The sequence below is a fragment of the Pseudoalteromonas sp. C2R02 genome (genome assembly GCF_018860845.1).
Taxonomy (GTDB): domain Bacteria; phylum Pseudomonadota; class Gammaproteobacteria; order Enterobacterales; family Alteromonadaceae; genus Pseudoalteromonas.
Window position 1 is genome coordinate 31,554 of sequence record NZ_JAHKQC010000045.1, and the last position, 20,852, is coordinate 52,405.

Sequence of the window (20,852 nt, forward strand, 5' to 3'; positions counted from 1 at the left end):
TTTTATATCCTAAATGCTTAATGATTACTTAAGATCTGCTTGAGAAGTAATTTCAGCTGAAGTCGTATCGAATGTTACTTCGGCCGCTTTTTCAACTTTGCCGCCTTCAGCTTCTACATAATAAGTCTGTGCATGTGTAGAGTATGTCATAGCAAAGTTTTCACCTGGTTGACTGCCATCGCTACCAGAAATGCTATAACTAGAAATACGTGCATTTTCTAATGTTACGATTAAGTAAGGAATAAGGCCTTTACCAGCACGGTTAGGCTTAGTGAAAACGATTTCAATTTTCTTACCTGCTTCACCTGGTGCATATAAAAATGTTGTGATGTACGGGCTGGCACCATCTAATTGTTTAGAACACTGGATTTCACCTAGAGCTACCATGCCGCCATCATTGTTATCTGCGTTACCGATATCTACTGATACGTTACGCATTGCACTCCATGACATAGAGTCAAGTGCGAAAAAACCTTTTTTACCACCGATATCAGTTACTGTTGCTGAACCTTTGATTGTGTCGTTTCCGTCAATTCTCATGTAAATAGAAGCCATGATCTTTCTCCATTAAATATAAAAGTTAAAAATCTACTGCCGGTTTACCAACTAAAATCGGAATCTGTAGATGTGTTTGATGTTTCTTGATTACTTGGTATTTCATTTTCACTGCTGTCTTGAACTATTGGAGCTTCTACAACAGGTGTTGATTCTTGCTTTTGAGGTGGTTGTACTACCTCTTTAATTTCTACAGGTGCAGGTTTATAGGCACTAATATCTGCTTTTTCACTATCAATACCTGTTACTAAATTAATTTGACCTAAAATTTTGTCATTGCCAGATACTAACTCTTGCATCAAATCAGGTAGTGACATGTAGCCCCAACGTATTGCCTTTTCTAATAGAAAAGAAACTGGGCTATGCGGCTCAGTTTTTGAAAAATAGTCAGCTATTTTTCTGAGTTCTTGAAAAGCCTGATCTCTATTAGCTAGCTGCGCTGAAACATTTAGTACTTGCTGTGTGATTTGTACCGTATTTTGTACTGAACTTGATTGTTCAGTGGTATTTATAACGGGAGCACTGACTGTTTCTTGTTGCGGTGCATCAATTGCTTCATCTATAGTGTTAGTTACAGACTCAGCAGCCGATTCGACCGGTTTATCTAAAGGCCAAACAGGATAGCTATCAAACACTAAGTATTTAATTGCTTGCAAACAGTCATTTAAATTTTCTTTAATGAACTGTGCACTGACTGCAGAAATAGCGAGCTTAGTTGTTATTGCTTTTAGCCATACGTCCAGTTTTATTACTGAGTTTAATGCGTTATCTAGGGCAATAACAGTTGATGTAATATCATCTTTATAGGATGAAAAGTCTTTTTTAGCTTGTGCCTTTAACTCTGCTAATTTACCTGATTTAGATGCAGAGAAATATTGTGCGTGATCTATCTCGCCAACTAATGAAAGCATTTGTAATGGCATATACAGCAAACCACTATTAGCACTTTCACCTAATAATTGAATTAACGGCCTAAGTTGTAGTTCGGCTCTTTGCGCAGCTTGTTCAGTTGCATCTTCAGATTTTAATTTGTTATCTGGTAAGTATGGCTGAACATCAGGCCAAAAGTTTTCAATAAACTCATTTAAAGTTTCTAAAGCAGAAGCAATTTTTGTAATTGAATCTCTTTGAAAAGCTAAAGACATTACCCACCAACAGTAAATTTCTACATCTTTACTTTTTTCAGTTAAAGTTTGCCAACATGCGTCACTGACTGTTTGCCAGTTTTTTTCATTTTCTTCAAATAAAGTTTCGTCTGTTGTGGAGTCAGGCGTTTCAATTAAACGTCTAAAAGATGACTGTGCGGCATTGAAGTTATTTCTTAATGCACGATAGGCTGTACGGTCATCTTTTAGATAACAGCCTGTTGCTGACTCACCTTCAATAGGTTGTAATAATTGCTTATAATCCACTAATAATCCGTATCTTTGTTTTTATTATTAATTACATAGTAAAATGTAAGGTAAAAAAAATGTTAATGCAAATTCATTCTATTTATTTAACCCTTTAAATACCGATAAATCACATTGTATTTTATTGCAAGGTGTTATTTTAGGTTACTTCACTTTAACAAAAAGTGTAACTAGGTTAATTTTACTGTGATTTTTGTTTTTTAAATACATCTAGCGGTAATATATATTAAATTTACAGGGGAAATGTGAAGGAAATAAGGAAGCTTTGAACTTTTTATATCCAATTAACTATTTTTGTTTAATATACATACTAAATTCAAGTATCAAAAAACCATTTAACGATGCTTTTTAATTCATTTCGATAGTTTGATTTTCAAGTATTATTAAGCCACTTTTTTTACTTTTAAATATTTTCCAATATCAACCTCATCTAACTGTTCTTTTGGTAGGTATTTTTGTGCGTATTGTAAATACACACCAGATGTTAAAAATAGTTCGAATATATTTTTATCTATATGTTGTTCGAGAACCATCTTATGCATGATTTCTATGGCGACACTGAGAGGCTTTGCTTTTTTATATGGTCTGTCGGCAGCAGTTAATGCTTCAAAAATGTCAGCTAAAACTAAGATGCGTTCAGGGATAGATAAATCTGTGGCTGTTAGTTTTCTGGGGTAACCAGTGCCAATTAATGTCTCATGATGTGTAGAGGCATAACGCGGCACATTTTTAAGTTCATCTGGAAATGGTAAATTATTAAGCATTTTTATGGTGCTGATCACATGCTCATTGATTTTAAACCTATCTTCATCAGTTAAAGTACCGCGAGAAATGGATAAATTATATAGCTCGCCTCTATTATGAATCAGATCAGGTATTTTCATTTTTATACCAAAGCTTGGGTCATATTGTTTACAGCGAGTACGAGGTTCAATATGCTTGTTCGTATCTAATAATAACTTTTCAGCTATTGGTAACTTTTTAGGCTTTTCATTGGCATGTTTATCAAACTCAATAGGAGATAGGCCTAGGCTATCATCAAAGTATCTAAGCCAAGTTTGGCTAGCTATTTGGGTCAGTTTTTCGACTTTATCTTCTCCCATATACTCACCGCCAATGTTTGTTTGAGCTATAAAAGCAAAGTCATCTTGTAGTTTAATGTGCTTACGTTTTAGTTCTTGTTGGTAAAACACACCAGAATCTGGTGCTAACAATAATTGCTTGTAGTATTCAATTTCGGCATCTCTATGTAATACTTCAAAGCGCATTCTGATTTCGTGAATACGGTTATAAATTGTTTCAAGTTTAGTGCCTTTATCGACAATATGCTCAGGTGTGGTTATTTTCCCACAATCATGTAGCCAAGCTGCAATTCTGAATTCTCTTTGTTCGTCTTCAGTTTTTAGAGCAAAATCAGCGAAGCAGTCTTTTTTACTTCTACTTGCTTCATCAACTAATAGAATGCCAATTTCAGGTACTCTTTCGCAATGACCAGCGGTATAAGGTGACTTATCATCGATTGCTTGAGCAATTAGCTTTATAAATGACTCCATAAGCTCTTTTTGACTTTTTTCATGTTTGTGTAATGAACTGCCCATATCTGTAAGAGATTCAGCTAATTCATCCAGTTCTTTTATGTGACTAATAGAGGTTTCAACTTCATTGTATTTGCGATGTTTAATTAAATTGTTTTGCTTAACTAATTGTTTTACTGGATTTTCTATAAAACGCGCAAAGTAAAAGGAAATAGGCAGCATGCATAAAAGACATAAAGCGGTGATCAGCATTGAAACTTTTACTTTTTCTAAACTTTTGCCAATAATGCTCTTGTATGGGGTAACAACAGCAAAGTAAGTTTGTACTTTATCTCGAATATTTACAGGGCTAATAAACATATAATATTCTGTGCTGGCGAGCGTGGTTTTTATTAAATTATTATGAACGCCTAGTTTTTTAGCCTCAGTAATAAGAGATTCATATGGTACATTGATAGACTGAAAACCTGTGTTGTTTACATCGGTTTCTAGCCATTTATTGTGTAATGCTGTTTTTTGTTCGGTCGAAATATGACTGATCGCTTTATTAATTATAGGCAATAAATCTCTATGCTCTTCATTTATTAATATATGTAAATTTTCTGGAATAGTAAGTGGCTTAAAGCTAATCGCTGGCTGTATTGTTAAATCATCGATAAAGTTTTGCGATAGCATATTTTTTAAAATAATTCGGCTGTCAAGTGCCGCATCTGCGTGACCTTTTTTTACTGCGTTGATTGCTTCTAAAGGGGTTTCGAATTCAATAATATTAATTAATGGTAATTGTTTTCTGAGGATGGGGGTAATTGACCAACCTTGAGAAATCGCTAAGGTTTTATTATTAAGAAACTGAATTTTGGTAATAGGCATTTGACTTGGTTGTGTTAGTAATGCAAAAGGTAAACCTAGAAATGCTTCACTCATTACCCCTAAGTTTTGATTTATTGGTGTATCGTAAACTGCTTGTAAGGCATCTAATTCATCACTTTTAAACATGTTAACTAATTTCGACCATGCAAAGCCATTTACATAGTCAAATTCAATGCCTGTCATTTGAGAAATGAGATTAATGACATCAACAGAATATCCTTTAGGTTGACCGGAAATTGCAAAATCTATTGGCACCCAATCTTTTGAGTTTGAGATTGTAATAACAGGTTTTGTAGCAATAAGTTGTTTTTCTTGTTGGGTTAAGTTTAACGGTGCAGAATCAGGCACTTTAAGTATAGCTGTTTTGTTTTTACTGGTTGCTATTAGCTCACCATTGCCCTGATATAGGTAGATTTCGCTTCCTAAAGGCAATTGATGTTCTTGTAATTGGTTAGACAAACTCGATAGTGCGATGTCTAAAGCTAAAACATGTTTGGTATTAGGTAACTTTGTAGAAAATGTAAGTCCAGGTGCTTGTAATGAGTTAAATTGATAAGGTTCAGATTTGTAAATTTCGCCCGTTTTAGATTGCTCAAACCAGACTCTTTTCGTGGGGTCAAAATCGGTTTGGTTTTCTTGAATATGCCTCACTTTAAATGATTTATCTAAGTACTCTATAGTTTGCAGTTTAGATTGAGCGCTAGAGCTTACTTTTAACCATCTATCTTTTATTGAAGCTGAAAATTGTTGTCGTATCAGGGGGGAGGCTTCTAAATTAATTAATTGATTAAAGTCTCCGTTGTTTTGCCCTATATATATGGAATAAAAAATAGGATTAGTTGCCATTATTTGCGCAAAGGCTTGGTAGCTTGATGGGGTTAAGGTATTTTGTGCTAGTAATGAAGAATTTTGTGCTAATACAGTTGTTACTTTAGTGGCACTATCATCAATATTTGATAAATAATCTCGTGTATATTTTGCTGTCATTTGAAAGCTACTTCGAGCAGAGTCGCTTGCTATCGACATACTAAAATAATAATTTAATCCAATCGCTATGGTAGCAGTTAAACCTGTCGCTATGATAAAAATACTTAGCAATGTTATATGAATTGAAATACGAAATTTTTTCAAACTACTAATAAACATGAATATCCTTATTTTAAATACTTAACCAATTTAAGGTTAAAAAATCTCCAAAACTAAAAATAGTACAAAAAGTAACTAATGAATAGTGAAAATTGTTAATAATCATTGTTTAAAACATTGTATTTTATTTTTTTGAATAAATAGAGGTAAGTAATTAAGAAATAGATATAAATAGAGATAATGATGTTAGGGATTTAAAGCAATAAAGCTGGCTAATACGCCAGCTTTATAAATGTGGGGTTAGTCTCGTTCTTGCAACCACTTTTGTAACTGCGCTATAGGCATAGGTTTAGCGTAAATATAACCTTGTATCATAAATACATCGCGTTCTTTAAGATACTCAACTTGATGTTGATGCTCTACGCCTTCTGCAATCATTTTTAAATTAGATGATTTAGCAAAGGAAATAATGGCATCTAAAACTGAGCTTTTTAAATCATCGCTATTAATTGTATCGACAAACATTTTATCAATTTTTAATGTGCTGATCCCGAGCTCTTGAATATATGAAAAGCCACCATACCCAGTACCCGCATCATCGAGTTTCAAGTCTATGCCTTTTTTGTAAAAATCATCTAAACAGGCTCTTGCATGAGGTAAGTTATCAATTTTCATACGTTCGGTTATTTCTAATGAAATGGTCGATGGGGCAATTTCATAGTGATTCATTAAACTTTCAAGTAATTCATATAATGCATTATCTTTAAAGTGATCGGGCACAATATTGATACTGACAAATTTATCGCTTTGATCCCATTTTAACGTTTTAATATCTTTAGCCATTTTCTTTATTAATTGCTCTGTTATATCAACAATTAAGCCTGTATCTTCAGAAAATGGAATAAACTGATAAGCGGGGACAACCGCCCCATCTTTATGTACCCACCTAGCTAACATTTCTACACCAACCACTTCATTGCTTTTACTATCTATAATAGGTTGATAAAAAGGCGTAAATTCTTTAAATTTGATGGCATCTTTGATGATTCGGTCCATCGATTGGCGAATTGTAAGTAACTTAAAAGCAAATAGGGCCAGAAGTGTGGCTAAGACAAATGAAAAGGCGACAGTGCTAAACCAGCTTAGTTCTTGATAATAAATATAAAACGCTTTAGTGCCTCTCAGATTTAGAGTGACTTTGACATCACTTTCCATTCTACTGGCAGTATATTCAATATAGCTGGGTTGCTTAATTCTTTTACTTTTAAATTCAAGATTGGGTAACCCTTGAATAACAAAGTCATATTCTAAACAGTTCATACAAGCAAATTCGGTTAAATAGTTAACCATAAAAGGGTTAATGCTAGCGAAATAACGCGAATTTTCATGTGAACGCACCATTAATAAATCTAAATGTTCATCACTATGTGTCACAGTAGCTAAAGAAAGTTGATCTTTTAATACATGTTTATCTGGGTTGAGTGTTCTTTGATGATAATTAGATAAATCTATATGTACATTTTCACTGGCACAATGCTGTTCTTGTCCATGTAATACGCCAACTAAGCGAACTGCTGGGTGTTCAAAAGCAAGCATTGCAAGTTTCTTTACGTCTTCTTCAGAGCATTGAAATGTATCGGGATCGGGTAAGTTTTCTAAGATATCATGTGCTTCTAACATGGCGTCATGAAACTGATATAACAATTGCTCAGCATCTTTATGCAGTGCTTTTTCAGCATAAAAATGATTAAAAAAGTTAACTGTAATGAGTCCTAAGGTAAACGTTACTGCAAACACACTGGCTGTTATTTTTTTAATATGCACTAATAAAGTTCCTTTTTTAATTCTTTTATGGGAATTAAGTTGGCATAAAGTTGTATAGTTATAAGCCTATGGTTAGGTTAATTTGATGAAGACAATTAAGCAAGTAATTGGTTTTTATCATTTACAATTTAAATCTTGTTTTCTAGTTAATTAAGCATGTTTAAATTAAAGAATAAAACACTTACTTGACACTTGTGTCAACTTGTTATTTACTGGAAGCACTTTCTTGTCAATACCTGCAGTGCGTAACTATAAAAATAATAGTAGTACAGGTCAAAACATAACTAAAATAAACAATAGGTTGCAATACTATGTCATACAAATCATTTACCCCGCCACGCCGGATATTAATGGGTCCTGGACCTTCTGATATTAGTTCTGAAGTACTTTCAGCTATGTCACGCCCTGTAATTGGTCATTTAGATCCGCTTTTTGTTGGTATGATGGATGAAGTGAAATCTTTGCTTCAATATGCGTTTCAAACCAAAAATGAATTTACCATTGCTTTATCAGCACCAGGCTCAGCGGGAATGGAAGCATGTTTTGTTAATTTAGTAGAAGCCGGTGATAAAGTGATTGTATGTCGCAATGGCGTGTTTGGTGATCGTATGATCCAAAATGTGACCCGCATTGGCGCCGAGGCAATCGTTGTAGATTCTCCATGGGGCCGTGCAGTTGAAACCGATAAAGTTGAACAAGCTTTAATTGATAATCCAGATGCAAAATTTTTAGCGTTTGTGCACGCCGAAACATCTACGGGCGCGTTATCAGATGCTAAAACTTTGTGTGAAATGGCGCAAAAGCATAACTGTATCACCATTGTAGATGCTGTAACTTCACTTGGTGGAGTTGAATTAAAAGTTGATGAATGGGGTATAGATGCTATTTATTCTGGTTCTCAAAAATGTTTATCGTGTGTGCCTGGTTTATCGCCTATTTCATTTAGCGATAAAGCAGTTGAGGTTATCAAAAATCGTAAGTCACCAGTACAAAGTTGGTTTTTAGATCAGTCTCTCGTTATGAGCTACTGGTCAGGACAAGGAAAACGCAGTTACCATCATACAGCACCAGTCAATTCACTATATGCTTTACATGAATCCTTGGTACATTTGCATAATGAAGGCCTTGAAAATGCATGGGCACGACATAAACAACAACACGAGACATTAGCCAAAGGATTAGCGAAATTAGGAATTGAATTTATTGTACCTAAAGATGAAAGATTACCGCAGCTTAATACGATTTCAATCCCAAGTGGTATTGATGATGCCAAAGTTCGTAGCTATATGTTAAATCACTATAATTTGGAAATCGGTGCGGGATTAGGTGATTTTGGCGGTAAAGCATGGCGAATAGGCTTAATGGGTTATGGGGCTAGAAATGAAAATGTAGCCCTATGTTTAACAGCCTTAGAAGATGCTTTAAAACAATAAAACTGAAACTAGCCATATTTAAAAGCCGAAAATGTTCGGCTTTTTAGTGCCTTATTTTTGCACTCATTATAAATCTAATAAAAAGTTAATCATTAATATAGCGAGAAATAAAATGTGGAATGTATATTTGTCAGGTGAAATTCACTCAGATTGGAGAGAGCAAATAATTAAAGGTTGCCAATTAAATGATTTACCAATTTCATTTACTTCTCCTGTGACAGATCATCAAAGCAGTGATGCAGCTGGTGATGTATTAGGTGCGGAAGCGCAAAACTTTTGGCGCGATCATAAATCTTCAAAGGTAAATGCAATCAGAACCAAAACTTTTATAGACAAATGTGACCTTGCCATAGTGCGTTTTGGTGATAAATATAAACAATGGAATGCAGCCTTTGAAGCGGGTTACTGTGCTGCTTTAGCAAAACCTTATATTACACTTCATGATGAAGAATTGATCCATCCATTAAAAGAAGTGGATGCGTCTGCTATGGCATGGGCACAAACCCCAGAGCAAGTGGTAGAACTGCTCAAATATATTGTGCCGAATGATTTATCGCTTTAAATTTACTACTTTAAAACCATTTTATGTATTTCTACGTATTAATCACTGAATACATCAATTGGGATCATAAATGAGATTATTAGAACATGAAAAATCAAGAGTTATTGAAATGGCATGGGAGGATAGAACGCCATTTGAAGCGATAAATACTCTATTTGGATTAAAAGAAAAAGCAGTTGTTGGGCTGATGAGGGCGAATTTAAAGCCTAGCAGTTTTAATTTATGGAGAAGTAGAGTAAGTGGCAGAAAAACTAAACATCTTAAGCTAAGATCAAATAAAGTTAGTAGAGGATATTGCCCTACACAATACAAGAACCGCTAGCAAAGTTGACTAGCGGATAAAAATTTACGATGGCGCTTTTATTAAAGCGTTCAAAGCGCTGTCTACATTTGTGTACTTAAAGTTAAATCCACTCGCTAGCAGCTTTTCGGGATATACATTTTGTCCGTAAGTGAGTAACTCTGACATTTCACCAAATATTAATTTTAGTAACAAAGTGGGTGTGGTAAAAATACAAGGTCTGTTTAGTGTTTTAGATAAATGACGAGTGAACTCAGTATTCGAAACGGGATTTTGAGCCGTCATATTTATTGGACCTCTTAGTTGTTCATTTTCAATAATGTAAAGAATAGCATTAACCATATCTTCAACATGTATCCAAGACATTACTTGGTTACCAGAACCTATTTTACCACCTAAGCCTAGTTTAAATGGCGGTAACATTTTAGCCAGTGCACCATGGTTTTTAGATAGCACAATACCCGTTCTCAGAAGTGCGACACGCGTGAATGGACTGTTTGCTTTTTCTGCAATTAACTCCCAGTTTTCACACACAGTGTTTGTAAATTCTTTATTATAATCAGTAAAATTATCATTAATCTGAGCAACACTTTGTCTACCATAAATACCAATTGCGCTGCCCGAAATAAATAGTTTAGGCTTTTTTGTTGCTTGTTTTATTAAATTGACGATATCTTGTGTGATTGACCATCGACTATTGCATATCAAATCTTTTTGACTTTGCGACCAACGTTTATCTGCAATAGGCTCTCCTGCTAAATTGATAACGATATCGGCATTTTCAATGCTATCTAAGGTTAGTTTGCGGATTATTATTACTTTTGAGTTAAGCTGCATCTGCGCTTTTTCGATATTTCGGCTCAATACAGTAATATTAACATTGTGAGTATGCAATTGTTTGATCAGTGCTTGACCAATACAGCCTGTACCACCTGTAATTAAATAATTCATAATAGGTTTTTAATACTCCTGATTTATCTATCGGTTTAGATTGATATTTAGCTAGTTCGATAGCTCATATTGAGTTTTTGAGGCATATTCTAGTTACTAAAACATGCCTGTTTTATAAAAATTAAAGTACAAGGCTGTTTTCTATTTTCAATTGTTTTAAATTGATGGCGATATCTTCAGCGGCTGTTAAAGGGTTAATATTTTTGTCGATTTTAACGACTTTACCTGCTTTTGAAATATAAAATGTGACTCTGTTTGCGACTTTAAAAGTATTTAAAACATCATAGGCTTTAGCTGTATTTTTCGTCGGATCACTTAGCATTGGGAAGTCAGCACCGGTTTTTTTTGCAAAATCTCTATTGGTATCTAACGGATCAACACTTGCCATAAAATAACTTGCATTAAAAGCTCTAATTAAATGTCCTTTTTCTACCAGAGATTTACATTCAATAGTACATCCTCGTGTGTTAGCCATGGGGTACCAAGCAAGAACCACAGCCTGTTTGTTTTTATAGTCACTCAGTTGGTAAAAATCACCGTTGGTCGCTTGTAATTTAAAATTAGGTGCTTGATCGCCTATTTTTAAATCCACAGCGACAGCATTTATGCTCACGGAAATTAAAAACAGGCTAGAAATAATTTTTTTGATAAGTTTCATACTGGTACCTTTTGTTGCGTATTTAATTATTAGCATAAATTTATACGAACGAAGTTCACTAAAGGTTTAATAGTTAATAGGTTTATTTATTACACTGACTTTTTTATTCACACTTAGAAAAATTTACTAAATAAGAAACGAGCACTTAAATTAGCATCATCTTCAATTAAAGGGCTATCAGTGATACTTGAACCAAATTGTGTATATTCAATAGACATGCTTGAGAAACCATCGAAAAATATTGGCGTGGAAATAGAAAATCCAAGTGTCGTATTTATGGTAGATTTACCTTGATAAGCAAAAGTGAATGCGTTTACTTCATCTGCATTAACACCATAATAGTAATTCACATGATTATTATCTAAATAACTGATGCTAATTTTTGGTTCAAAAAACACAGGACCGTAACGAAAAACCCGTGATAAGTCAGCGGTAGACTCATACCCTTTAGAGTTGCCAAGCACATCAAACATGGTTGAAATGTCGGCTTTGTAGTTGTTTTTTTCAATAGATAATCCTAGACCCGCATCCATTGACACTTTTCTTTTATTCATATTTTCAAAGATATAGCTATCAGACTCATCAAACCCTTGAAATCTAGGTGCGGCTTTTATTGATAATTTAACATCAGAAAAATTAAGTGCATCATAACTGATAAACGGACCAAAAATACGTAGTTTTTCGCTTCTATAGCCTATAGTAGGTAAAGGAATAATCCGATAATCGTAGCCTTTATAAATTTCTTGGCTAACACCTATCCCTAATCCATACAGCACGCCATAAGGCTCTATTTGCTCTCGCTGAGCACCTCTATTTTGTTGCGCGATGGCAGTAAAGCTATAAAAGGCTAATATGAATAACATTATCAAATATTTCATTGTGTTTCCTTGTCACTGAGTCAATTTATTGTACGTAGCAAAGTAGTACTTTAGATCAGTTTCATTAAAGTATTGTTATCATTATTTGAATACTGTGTTTAAAGCGCTGTTGATATGTTGATATGTTGATATGTTGATATGTTGATATGTTGATATGTTGATATGTTGATATGTTGATATGTTGATATGTTGATATGTTGTATGGATGTATTGATAATGAATTAAATAGGTGCTTAAAATAGTATTAAGCACCTAGGTTATAAATAAGCTTTATGCCTTAGAAAGACAAAGTGATGCCGATTGAGGGTAAAGGCATATCAGGAAACTGATAATCTTTTTCATAGTTGGAATAATCTTTATTATATTCAAACTCTTGAATTGTTCTTGAACCATAGAGATTAAGTACTTCCATATAAATGTTTGAGTCAAGTCCCATTAATTGTGTTTGATAATCAACTCGAGCATCTAATCTGTGATAGCTTTTTACTTGCTCAGCATTAAAGTCACCATATTCAGGAATATAAAATAAAGGCTCAGATCCTGTTTCATAATAAGGGGTTGCGTTATTGACTTGTGTATATCTTCTACCACTTTGAAAGCGCCATTTAACGCCTGCTTGCCATTGTGCGTTAATTTTATAATCTAATACTAGATTCGCGACCCAAGGCAGGTCAAATTCACTATTGAATTTTTGCTGTGTTAGCGGGTTTTCACGCTCTGTTTTACTATAAGCTAAGCTGACCCAACCAAACCAATTATCGGTTAACTTTTTGTTTAATAATAGCTCTACCCCGTAAGATGTGCCCGTTGCAACATCTCTATAAGTTGTAGTACCAGATATGATAGCGGAATTACTTTGGGTTATTTGCGCATCTGGGTTAGCAACAATTAAATTGTCAAAATCTTTATAATAAAACTCGGTACGTAATTGCCAATCTTCATTAATTGCATTATCAAAACCGATTAAATAATGATTTGAGCGGCTGGCATTTAAATCTGGGTTACCGAGCTCTTTTGTGAGTAATCGATAGTCATCAACCCATTTATGATGCAGCCCATAAGCAAGTCGTACTGAATTTTCATTATTAATTTGCCACTTTAAATTGGCTCTGGGCTCTATATAAAACTCATCATTTAAATCGGATCCTAATGCTGTTAAACCGAGTTGATATTCAATATCAGCTGTTAAATTACTTTGTACTTGAGCATATAAGCTGTAGTCCTTATATTTTATAACGTCATTTTCAACAAATGTTGGACTAAAATAACTAACAGGGCACATTTCAAATTCAGTATTACAAGGTAACAGCCTGCCCGAAGTTTGATAATCAACTTCATTAGCGCTTAATTGTGCGCCAAAATTAAGCGTATACGCATCAGCAAAATAAACACTGTCATTTTTCATAATGATTTTATTAATATCTGCCGACCAAGAAAAGATATCGCCATCTTGATCCTGTTGATTTTGTTGTAATAAGTTAATACTACTATTTGATGAAATGTCTTGTCCTTCATATTGCCAACTTAACGCTTGGCTATGAAATTGCGTTTGGTATTTTATACCGCTTGCTAAGTCTGGGTTTTTAGCAATGTCACGCCCACCTTCATCAAATTCTATTTCTATATAGTCTTTGGCGCCTGAAGCGAGAAATCTAATGGTATTTTCATCATCAAGCTGCCACATAAATTTACTTTGATAATCTCTATTTCTCGGTGGTACTTTAAAAGAGAATTCTTCATCTTCAATAAAATTATCTACGTAGGTATGCACTAAACTTTCTCTAAAAGAGATATAAAAAGCACTGTTTTGTGTGATCGCTTGCTCGATTAAAAAACCACTGCGAAAGAAACTTAAATCTAAGATATTTTGTGGGTTATCACCATTGGGATCTCTTAGTTGTGTGAGGATCACGCCGCCATTAGCATTACTATATTGTGACGACCAAGCGCCAGTTTGTAGCTCAAAACTCTCGATTAATAACGGATTATAAATACTCAAACCATCATTATGGAACACATAACCCATATCAATTGAATCTGTTAAATAGATATTATCTTTACTTGAACTACCTCGCACCGCAGGCTCTGCTACTGGTCCTCCACCATTTGATGTTGCAAGTACTACACCTGGTAATGCTTCTAATCCTTTTAAAGGGTCATTTCCTGTGCCTGGCAACTTTAGTAATGTTGATGAGCTGATCTTGATACTATTATCTTTTGGGCTAATGACACTGATTGACTCTATGTCGTCTTTTACACTTGCGGTGTTATTAGCAAGTACATTTAAACTCGTTAATGAAGTTGCCATTACTATCGCATTTACAATTAGGTTTTTCTTAAATTTAAGCATAATTTTAATCTTTTTAGTTGAAATAGGTTCCTTGTCTATACGTCAGCTTATGTTTTTGGTTTAATTAAGTTATTGATTTTGCATGAATGGGCATGTTTTTGTATGAATGGGCAGTTTCCTTTAGGTCATATTAATCCTTTTAAATATTTTTTTGGTTTAGCCTGCCTTTTTGCAGTGTTATTTACCTTTATGATTAAAAGCGAGCACACTAATGTTGTGCTGCATTTTTTACAGTGGCTGTTGCAAACCAATTTGGCGATGGGGTTTTTAATTGTGATGCATTTATTATTAAGTCGTTTTAAACTGCCATTAAAAGGTTGGAAAAAAATTATTCTTTCGGGGTTACTCGCTACTATTATTTTTTCGCCTATTTCATTATTAATTGATGTGTATATTGAAAACGATACAGTTTTTACAATGCGTGAATTATTAACTGAGTGGGGAAATATGGCACCACCTGTAATTATTTGTTGGTTAGCCATCAATATGCCATGGCTTTTAGGATTTAACTTTAATTATGCTAATAAAAAAGTAACGCAACAGGATATACAAGCAACTGAGGTTTTAATTGATTCTGACGATTTAGTATCTCAACAAAAATTGTCACAAAAAACAGAGCAACAACAAACTAAAAAGATAAACCCTGAACTTAATTTACAGCAAAGCATCAAGCTCGAGGATGAATTTACGCAATTGGTTGATAAAATAGGAGCTGAAAATATTGTATTTCTTAAATCAGAGTTGCATTACCTTACAATCGGTTCTTTAAATGAAGAGCAATTAATTTTATATACCTTAAAAAATGCAGTTGCCATATTAGAGGAACATTATGGACTTGCCCAATTAGGCCAAGTCCATCGTTCATACTGGGTTAACCGCAATCATATTAAGTCATTGCAGCAATCAGGTAGGGAAGGGAGCATTGCGGTAACAGGTGACTATCAAGTTATGGTAAGTCGCACTCATTTGAAAAAAGTAAAATCTTGGTTTGAAGAGCAGTTAAAGCCTTGTTAATCAATTATCCATTAATGGACTTAAAGTAGTTTAAGTCCATTTATCAATAAACATATGTTCAGGATCATATAGTTCGGTTTGTTTTCTAATATGAAAGTGCCTACCACCTTGCACATCTTGTCCTACACCTGCGATGTATTGCCAATTTCCCCAGTTTGCAGCAACATCATAATCAATCAGTTGTTTTTCAAAATAGGCCGCACCATAACGCCAATCTAAATTAAGTTCATTTATTAAGCAACTGGCAACAATCTGACGTCCTCTATTAGAAATATAGCCAATCGCGTTGAGTTGTTTCATACAGGCATTCACTAAAGGATAGGGAGTGTTGCCAATACACCAGGCATTAAATGAAAGTGCATCATATTTGGTATTAGGCGACTTATCTGCAATACCTTCAAATTTAAATAGTTTTATATCTTGTTGTATGCTGATCCATTGAAAGTATTCGCGCCATAATAACTCAAATTTAATCCAATACGTTGATTGGTTTTTTATCACATCAGCTTCATATTGATCTACCAACATCCAAATTTGTTTGGCTGATACATTACCATTCGCTAAGTAAGGACTAAATTTTGTTGAATTAAGCCAGCCGTCAAGTTCATTTCGTGTTTCTTTGTAATAGCTTGGTGCATCGGTACTAAAATAATGAGATAGATGATATTGTGCCGCTTTTTCTCCACCAAAAAATAATTGCTGTTCTTTTTTAACACCTGCTTTTTCGTTATTACCAAATAAAGCAGTAATATCGTTTAATGTAATGTCTGACTGTGTGCTTATCGCTTTTGGAAGTATTGGCGGTAATTGGCTTTCTGGCAGCGTAAAATCAAAGTCTTGCGCTTCTATAAACTGTCTAAACTTTGAATATGTCTTCAGTGGCTTGGGTAAATCATCAGGGGTGAGTAAGGTGCTATTGTAAAATTTAATTATATTGAGTTCAGGAATAGTGGTTTTGATCTCAGTTAATGCGGCTCTTTCATTAGATCCAACTTGCTCACTGACAATTAGCGTATCTATTTTATTAAATTTTGTAAATTCCCGTAGACTCGATACTGGATCACCCATAAGTAAAGTGAGTTCAAATCCGATTTCATTGAGCTCATTTTGTAAATCTGTTAATGATTCAATCAAATACTTAAGTCTATTTTGCCCGAGGGGCTCCAAATCAAAGTTATTTTTTTTAAACCAATTTAAATCAAATATAAATACAAAAGCAACTTCAGAACTGTAATTTAGCAGTGCATCAATTGCGCAATTGAAATTTAAGCGTTGATCTGTTGTAAACCAATAAACAGCTTTGTTGTAATTCACATATTTCCCTTACAGATATCTTGCCATAGTTATTAGTACGGTTGATTCTGATTTTTCGTTCAAAAAAATAAAGAAAATTAAATGGATCAGGCTTTAGTGACGTATAAACCATGATTGTTGAATAAACTTTTTATGAAATAACAACGTATCTTTGTCTATCTAGTATCAGGAGCTACATGTATGCGAGAGCATTATTTAACAGCATTCCTAAACATTAAGCTGGAAAGTTTAATAGTTGAGCGTATTGAAAGTAAACTAAATCAGAATGAGTATGAACATGAAACGTCAATTTAAAAGTTTGAGATTAATATTAGGCGATCAATTAAATGCACAGCATTCTTGGTTTGATTCAGTTGATAATTCAGTTCTTTATATTATTGCAGAGCTTCACCAAGAAACGGATTACACAACACATCATGTGCAAAAAATATGTGCGTTTTTTTCTGCTATGGCTTCATTTGCTGATGAACTTAAAAAAAAGGGGCATGTGATTCAACATTTAACTTTGGATGACACTGCACAATTTGCTGATTTAACTAGTTTGTTGCAAGCTAAAATAGCCGAGTTTGAAATTAATTCATTTGAATATCAACTGCCAGATGAATATAGATTGAGGTCACAACTGAGTGACTTCACTGACGCTTTAAGCATTAATTCTAATATCTATGAAACTGAGCATTTTTACATCACAGATAAATCACTTAAAACACATTTTAAGAAAGGAAAAAGTCACCGCTTAGAAAGTTTTTATCGTAAAATGCGCAAACAATTTAATTTATTAATGGATGGTGATAAACCTTTGGATGGCCAATGGAATTTTGATGCATCTAATAGACATAAATTAAAAAAAGCAGATTTAACACATGTGCCAGAACCACTATTATTTGCCAATGATGTATCCGTTATATTAACTCGGCTTGAAAATCATAAAATTAAGACCATAGGTAAGGCCGACAAAAACTTACTTTGGCCGGTAACACAAGAGCAAGCCAATCAATTATTGACCTATTTTTGCCAATATTGCCTACCTTTATTTGGAAAGTTTCAAGATGCTATGACAGGAAAGCTAAGCTGTTTTGATCAAGATAGCGGCTGGAGTCTATATCATTCTCGATTAGGGTTTGCTTTAAATAGCAAAATACTGACACCTAAAACTGTGGTGGATACTGCAATCACTTATTTTCATCAATCTAATGGTGAAATTTCTTTAGCGCAGATAGAAGGTTTTATCAGACAAATTGTAGGGTGGAGAGAGTTTGTACGCGGCATCTATTGGGCTAACATGCCAGAGTATGGCAATTTAAACCATCTAAATGCCGATAATTCATTGCCTGAGTGGTTTTGGACTGGCAATACTAAAATGAATTGTATGCACCATGCAATTAAGCAATCTTTAGACTTTTCATACGCGCATCATATTCAGAGGTTGATGGTCATAGGTAACTTTTGTTTAATATCAGGTATCAGTCCTGATGAAGTAGATAATTGGTATTTAGGCATTTATATTGATGCAATTGAATGGGTTGAAATGCCCAATGCGCGAGGTATGAGTCAATTTTCAGATGGAGGCATAGTAGGTAGTAAAGCGTATGCTGCTAGCGGTAATTACATTAATAAAATGAGCGATTATTGTGGTGATTGTCAATACAATGTGACTGAAACTGTCGGTGATAATGCATGTCCGCTTAATGCTTTATATTGGCATTTTATGGACTTACATGAAGTGGCTTTTTCAAAAAATCCACGTACTAATATGGTATATAGTAGTTGGCGTAAAAAAGATATTGTGTTGAAAAATCAGGTCTTAAATCAGGCTGAAAAATGGCTAAAAAATACTAATTCACTTTAAAGTGGTCGTTCATGAGTTTTAAAAAGAAGCCTAATGCAGGCATTAGGCTTTTTAAATTAAAATAAATCATAACTTTTTTCATATGTTCTCGTTTTGTAAGCGTATTTATTGATTATAGTCAGATTCACTATCCCACTGGTTTATGTTTATATGGCATAAATGGTAAGTAAACAAATAGCATGATTTAAGTGATTGTTTTATCGTTAAAATAGACATATTTCTCTCCAAAATTGTATTATTAATCAGCTTTAACTAATGTTGTTAAAGTAGGTGTTTGTGACATAGATGAAATACTCATTAATTTATTTAGTGAGGTTTTCATTAGCTTGTCTTTAAACACGCTAAAGTTATTTGTAATAATATCCCTATCACTTAAGTTCAGTGCGCTAACAAAGTCTTTATGCGAATCAACAATTTTTCCATCAATATATCGCACGATTGCTCGGTTACTAAATGCGAGGGCTTTTAGATATTGCATATGCTGACTCGGTTGTTCAATTGTGCCTAAGACATTGATGGCTTGTGTACAAGCATCACCCGCTTTATTTAGTGACGTTGTTTTTAAATGTGCGACACATAAGCCCATTGCCAGTTCATATTGATGCGTATTGTTATGCTCATTTTGAATCGACTTTATACTTTGCTTAAATTCACTCTTTATAATGTCTGTAGTACCAACGCCATTTTTTATCACTGCTAATTTAAATTCTGATAAATTAGTTGCTGTAGCATTTGATGTAAATAGTATCGTGGTAGCTAAGCTTAATACTGTTAGTAATTTCATTTTCTTCCTTTTATGTTAGTTATCTTATCTATCGGCTGATCCGATAAATAAGATTCTAGAGAACAGGCGTTATGGTGACAAACGATTAAAATAAACCCGATAGATGAGTTTATTTAACTTATATCGATTTAAATTAATTGAGTTAATAAGCCGTAATAGCTGATAAAAAATTACTTTTAACCCATTTCGAAAAAGTGGTTAATTCAGGCCTGTTTTGAATATCGTCTTGCTGAACTAAAAAGTATTTATCATGGGTGATTAGCTCATGATCAAATATTTTTATTAACGAATTATCTTCAAACCAAGCTTTACTCATTGGCAGTGGAATAAGTGCAATGCCCATACCTTGTTGTGCTGCGCGTGCAACACCGAACATGCTATCAAGTTGAATAATCTGCATTGGATTAAAGTCATTGATATTGATTTGATCGGCCCATTTATGCCAAGACCAAGGGCGAGATTTATGTAAAATCAGCGGGACTTTTTTCAATGCATCAAAGCCTGATTTATGCCATTGTTGATATAATTGTTGATTACAGGCTGCGACATATTTAATTGGAAATAACTCATGCACTTTACTGGCATTGGGTTTGCCACTAGCCAAAACTATGGATAAATCAGAGGTTGTTTTTGTGATTTCAGTGGCTTTAACTGTCTCTACTTTTAAATTGATATCTGGGTTGAGTTTTGCCCACTCACTGAGTTTAGGGATGAATAGTTCACTTGCAAAAAACTCGGGCATACTGATCCCAATGGTTTTATTTTGTTGCTCATTGGTAAACTCATCAATTGTTGTATCTAGTTCACTAATAATAGGTTGAATTGCTTGATAAAATTGCTGCCCTTTTTCGGTTAAATCAATAGAGCGCGTATTTCTTTGAAATAATACAATATCTAATTGTTCTTCTAATTGCTTAATTTGGTGGCTCACGGCTGATGGAGTTATAAATAATTGCGATGCTGCATGTTTGAAGCTTAAGCATTTTGCAGCGATACAAAATGATCTTAAACCTCTAATTTGGGAATGTAGTGCCATAATGTTTGATATTCTTAATTAATCCAACTCATAAAACGCAAGAGTTAAGCCAGTTAGTTTAAGTTGTTGTTAAATTTAACTTTATTGATTCTTTATATGATAAACCTTCTGTAATGTTAGTGCTGTTGCACCAATATGTTGCAGGGTTTAAAGCTAATGCTCTAAAAAGGGAGGCTGTAAAAATAAAAAGGATGCCGTGGGGAGGCATCCTTTTTGAGCAACATGATATGTTTAAGAAATCGGGGTAGATCTCATCAACGCAATTAGAATAAATAAGGATTGATATTTTCACAAACGATTAGAAATCACCTGATAGATGAGTTTTAATAATGCATATAAAAAAATGACTCAAAAAAGAGAGTATTAACAATCAGCAGTTTAAGAGTTAAGTCTGGTTAATTAGGCAAAATCTTGTTGGATTATATGTGCCATTAGCAGAC

16 protein-coding genes are annotated in these 20,852 nt (G+C 34.0%); 5 read left to right on the forward strand and 11 right to left on the reverse strand.

Annotation, left to right across the window (positions count from 1 at the left end; all coding sequences use genetic code 11):
• Positions 1 to 24: 24 nt before the first annotated feature.
• From KO527_RS22165 to KO527_RS22180, 4 genes are all read right to left on the reverse strand, one after another.
• Positions 25 to 555: a type VI secretion system tube protein Hcp gene (locus tag KO527_RS22165; RefSeq protein ID WP_216042424.1), complete on the reverse strand. Its 531-nt coding sequence runs from the start codon at positions 553 to 555 to the stop codon at positions 25 to 27.
• Positions 556 to 599: 44 nt separating this feature from the next.
• Positions 600 to 1,967 carry a type VI secretion system ImpA family N-terminal domain-containing protein gene (locus KO527_RS22170; protein WP_216042425.1) on the reverse strand — a complete coding sequence of 456 codons (1,368 nt, stop codon included), beginning with the start codon at positions 1,965 to 1,967 and terminating at the stop codon, positions 600 to 602.
• A gap of 383 nt (positions 1,968 to 2,350) precedes the next feature.
• On the reverse strand, positions 2,351 to 5,518 hold the full coding sequence (locus KO527_RS22175; protein WP_216042426.1) for an HD domain-containing phosphohydrolase: 3,168 nt from the start codon (positions 5,516 to 5,518) through the stop codon (positions 2,351 to 2,353).
• 240 nt (positions 5,519 to 5,758) lie between these two features.
• A complete protein-coding gene (locus KO527_RS22180; RefSeq protein WP_216042427.1) occupies positions 5,759 to 7,282 on the reverse strand; it encodes an EAL domain-containing protein in 1,524 nt (507 codons plus the stop codon).
• Between the two features lie 311 nt (positions 7,283 to 7,593).
• Here KO527_RS22180 and KO527_RS22185 point away from each other — a divergent pair, with 311 nt between their 5' ends.
• The 3 genes from KO527_RS22185 (at position 7,594) to KO527_RS22195 (ending at position 9,599) form a co-directional block, all read left to right on the forward strand.
• Positions 7,594 to 8,715: an alanine--glyoxylate aminotransferase family protein gene (locus KO527_RS22185; RefSeq protein ID WP_216042428.1), complete on the forward strand. Its 1,122-nt coding sequence runs from the start codon at positions 7,594 to 7,596 to the stop codon at positions 8,713 to 8,715.
• 112 nt (positions 8,716 to 8,827) lie between these two features.
• Entirely contained in the window at positions 8,828 to 9,277 is a 450-nt protein-coding gene (locus KO527_RS22190; protein ID WP_216042429.1) for a YtoQ family protein, read from the forward strand.
• Positions 9,278 to 9,347: 70 nt separating this feature from the next.
• Complete coding sequence (locus KO527_RS22195) at positions 9,348 to 9,599, forward strand: TIGR03643 family protein (protein WP_216042430.1); 252 nt, start codon at positions 9,348 to 9,350, stop codon at positions 9,597 to 9,599.
• A gap of 24 nt (positions 9,600 to 9,623) precedes the next feature.
• On the opposite strand, the gene KO527_RS22200 is transcribed toward KO527_RS22195, so the two are convergent.
• The 4 genes from KO527_RS22200 to KO527_RS22215 form a co-directional block, all read right to left on the reverse strand.
• The gene (locus tag KO527_RS22200; RefSeq protein ID WP_216042431.1) at positions 9,624 to 10,529 is read right to left on the reverse strand and encodes a TIGR01777 family oxidoreductase; all 906 of its coding nucleotides are present in this window, start codon (positions 10,527 to 10,529) and stop codon (positions 9,624 to 9,626) included.
• A 121-nt stretch (positions 10,530 to 10,650) separates the two neighbouring features.
• On the reverse strand, positions 10,651 to 11,187 hold the full coding sequence (locus tag KO527_RS22205; RefSeq protein WP_216042432.1) for a redoxin domain-containing protein: 537 nt from the start codon (positions 11,185 to 11,187) through the stop codon (positions 10,651 to 10,653).
• A 113-nt stretch (positions 11,188 to 11,300) separates the two neighbouring features.
• The gene (locus tag KO527_RS22210) at positions 11,301 to 12,065 is read right to left on the reverse strand and encodes a MipA/OmpV family protein (protein ID WP_216042433.1); all 765 of its coding nucleotides are present in this window, start codon (positions 12,063 to 12,065) and stop codon (positions 11,301 to 11,303) included.
• A 277-nt stretch (positions 12,066 to 12,342) separates the two neighbouring features.
• Positions 12,343 to 14,415, reverse strand: coding sequence for a TonB-dependent receptor plug domain-containing protein (locus tag KO527_RS22215; protein WP_216042434.1), 2,073 nt, complete (start codon positions 14,413 to 14,415; stop codon positions 12,343 to 12,345).
• Between the two features lie 102 nt (positions 14,416 to 14,517).
• Between KO527_RS22215 and KO527_RS22220 the strand changes: the two genes are divergently transcribed.
• A complete protein-coding gene (locus tag KO527_RS22220) occupies positions 14,518 to 15,429 on the forward strand; it encodes a LytTR family DNA-binding domain-containing protein (protein ID WP_216042435.1) in 912 nt (303 codons plus the stop codon).
• Between the two features lie 30 nt (positions 15,430 to 15,459).
• Here the strand turns inward: KO527_RS22220 and KO527_RS22225 are convergent, their stop codons facing one another.
• A complete protein-coding gene (locus tag KO527_RS22225; RefSeq protein WP_216042436.1) occupies positions 15,460 to 16,743 on the reverse strand; it encodes a DASH family cryptochrome in 1,284 nt (427 codons plus the stop codon).
• 271 nt (positions 16,744 to 17,014) lie between these two features.
• Here KO527_RS22225 and KO527_RS22230 point away from each other — a divergent pair, with 271 nt between their 5' ends.
• Positions 17,015 to 18,592, forward strand: a complete 1,578-nt coding sequence (locus KO527_RS22230; RefSeq protein ID WP_216042437.1) for a cryptochrome/photolyase family protein — start codon at positions 17,015 to 17,017, stop codon at positions 18,590 to 18,592.
• A gap of 238 nt (positions 18,593 to 18,830) precedes the next feature.
• Here the strand turns inward: KO527_RS22230 and KO527_RS22235 are convergent, their stop codons facing one another.
• Together KO527_RS22235 and KO527_RS22240 are read right to left on the reverse strand one after the other, a co-directional pair.
• Positions 18,831 to 19,376: a hypothetical protein gene (locus KO527_RS22235; protein ID WP_216042438.1), complete on the reverse strand. Its 546-nt coding sequence runs from the start codon at positions 19,374 to 19,376 to the stop codon at positions 18,831 to 18,833.
• Between the two features lie 142 nt (positions 19,377 to 19,518).
• Entirely contained in the window at positions 19,519 to 20,412 is an 894-nt protein-coding gene (locus KO527_RS22240) for a LysR family transcriptional regulator (RefSeq protein ID WP_216042439.1), read from the reverse strand.
• Positions 20,413 to 20,852 lie beyond the last annotated feature (440 nt).

Excerpts from the sequence above, each read along its gene's own strand:
- KO527_RS22165 (WP_216042424.1), bottom strand. The coding sequence starts at position 555 with ATGGCTTCTATTTACATGAGAATTGACGGAAACGACACAATCAAAGGT.
- KO527_RS22175 (WP_216042426.1), bottom strand. The coding sequence starts at position 5,518 with ATGTTTATTAGTAGTTTGAAAAAATTTCGTATTTCAATTCATATAACA.
- KO527_RS22185 (WP_216042428.1), top strand. The coding sequence starts at position 7,594 with ATGTCATACAAATCATTTACCCCGCCACGCCGGATATTAATGGGTCCT.
- KO527_RS22190 (WP_216042429.1), top strand. The coding sequence starts at position 8,828 with ATGTGGAATGTATATTTGTCAGGTGAAATTCACTCAGATTGGAGAGAG.
- KO527_RS22195 (WP_216042430.1), top strand. The coding sequence starts at position 9,348 with ATGAGATTATTAGAACATGAAAAATCAAGAGTTATTGAAATGGCATGG.
- KO527_RS22200 (WP_216042431.1), bottom strand. The coding sequence starts at position 10,529 with ATGAATTATTTAATTACAGGTGGTACAGGCTGTATTGGTCAAGCACTG.
- KO527_RS22205 (WP_216042432.1), bottom strand. The coding sequence starts at position 11,187 with ATGAAACTTATCAAAAAAATTATTTCTAGCCTGTTTTTAATTTCCGTG.
- KO527_RS22210 (WP_216042433.1), bottom strand. The coding sequence starts at position 12,065 with ATGAAATATTTGATAATGTTATTCATATTAGCCTTTTATAGCTTTACT.
- KO527_RS22215 (WP_216042434.1), bottom strand. The coding sequence starts at position 14,415 with ATGCTTAAATTTAAGAAAAACCTAATTGTAAATGCGATAGTAATGGCA.
- KO527_RS22220 (WP_216042435.1), top strand. The coding sequence starts at position 14,518 with ATGAATGGGCAGTTTCCTTTAGGTCATATTAATCCTTTTAAATATTTT.
- KO527_RS22230 (WP_216042437.1), top strand. The coding sequence starts at position 17,015 with ATGAACATGAAACGTCAATTTAAAAGTTTGAGATTAATATTAGGCGAT.
- KO527_RS22235 (WP_216042438.1), bottom strand. The coding sequence starts at position 19,376 with ATGAAATTACTAACAGTATTAAGCTTAGCTACCACGATACTATTTACA.
- KO527_RS22240 (WP_216042439.1), bottom strand. The coding sequence starts at position 20,412 with ATGGCACTACATTCCCAAATTAGAGGTTTAAGATCATTTTGTATCGCT.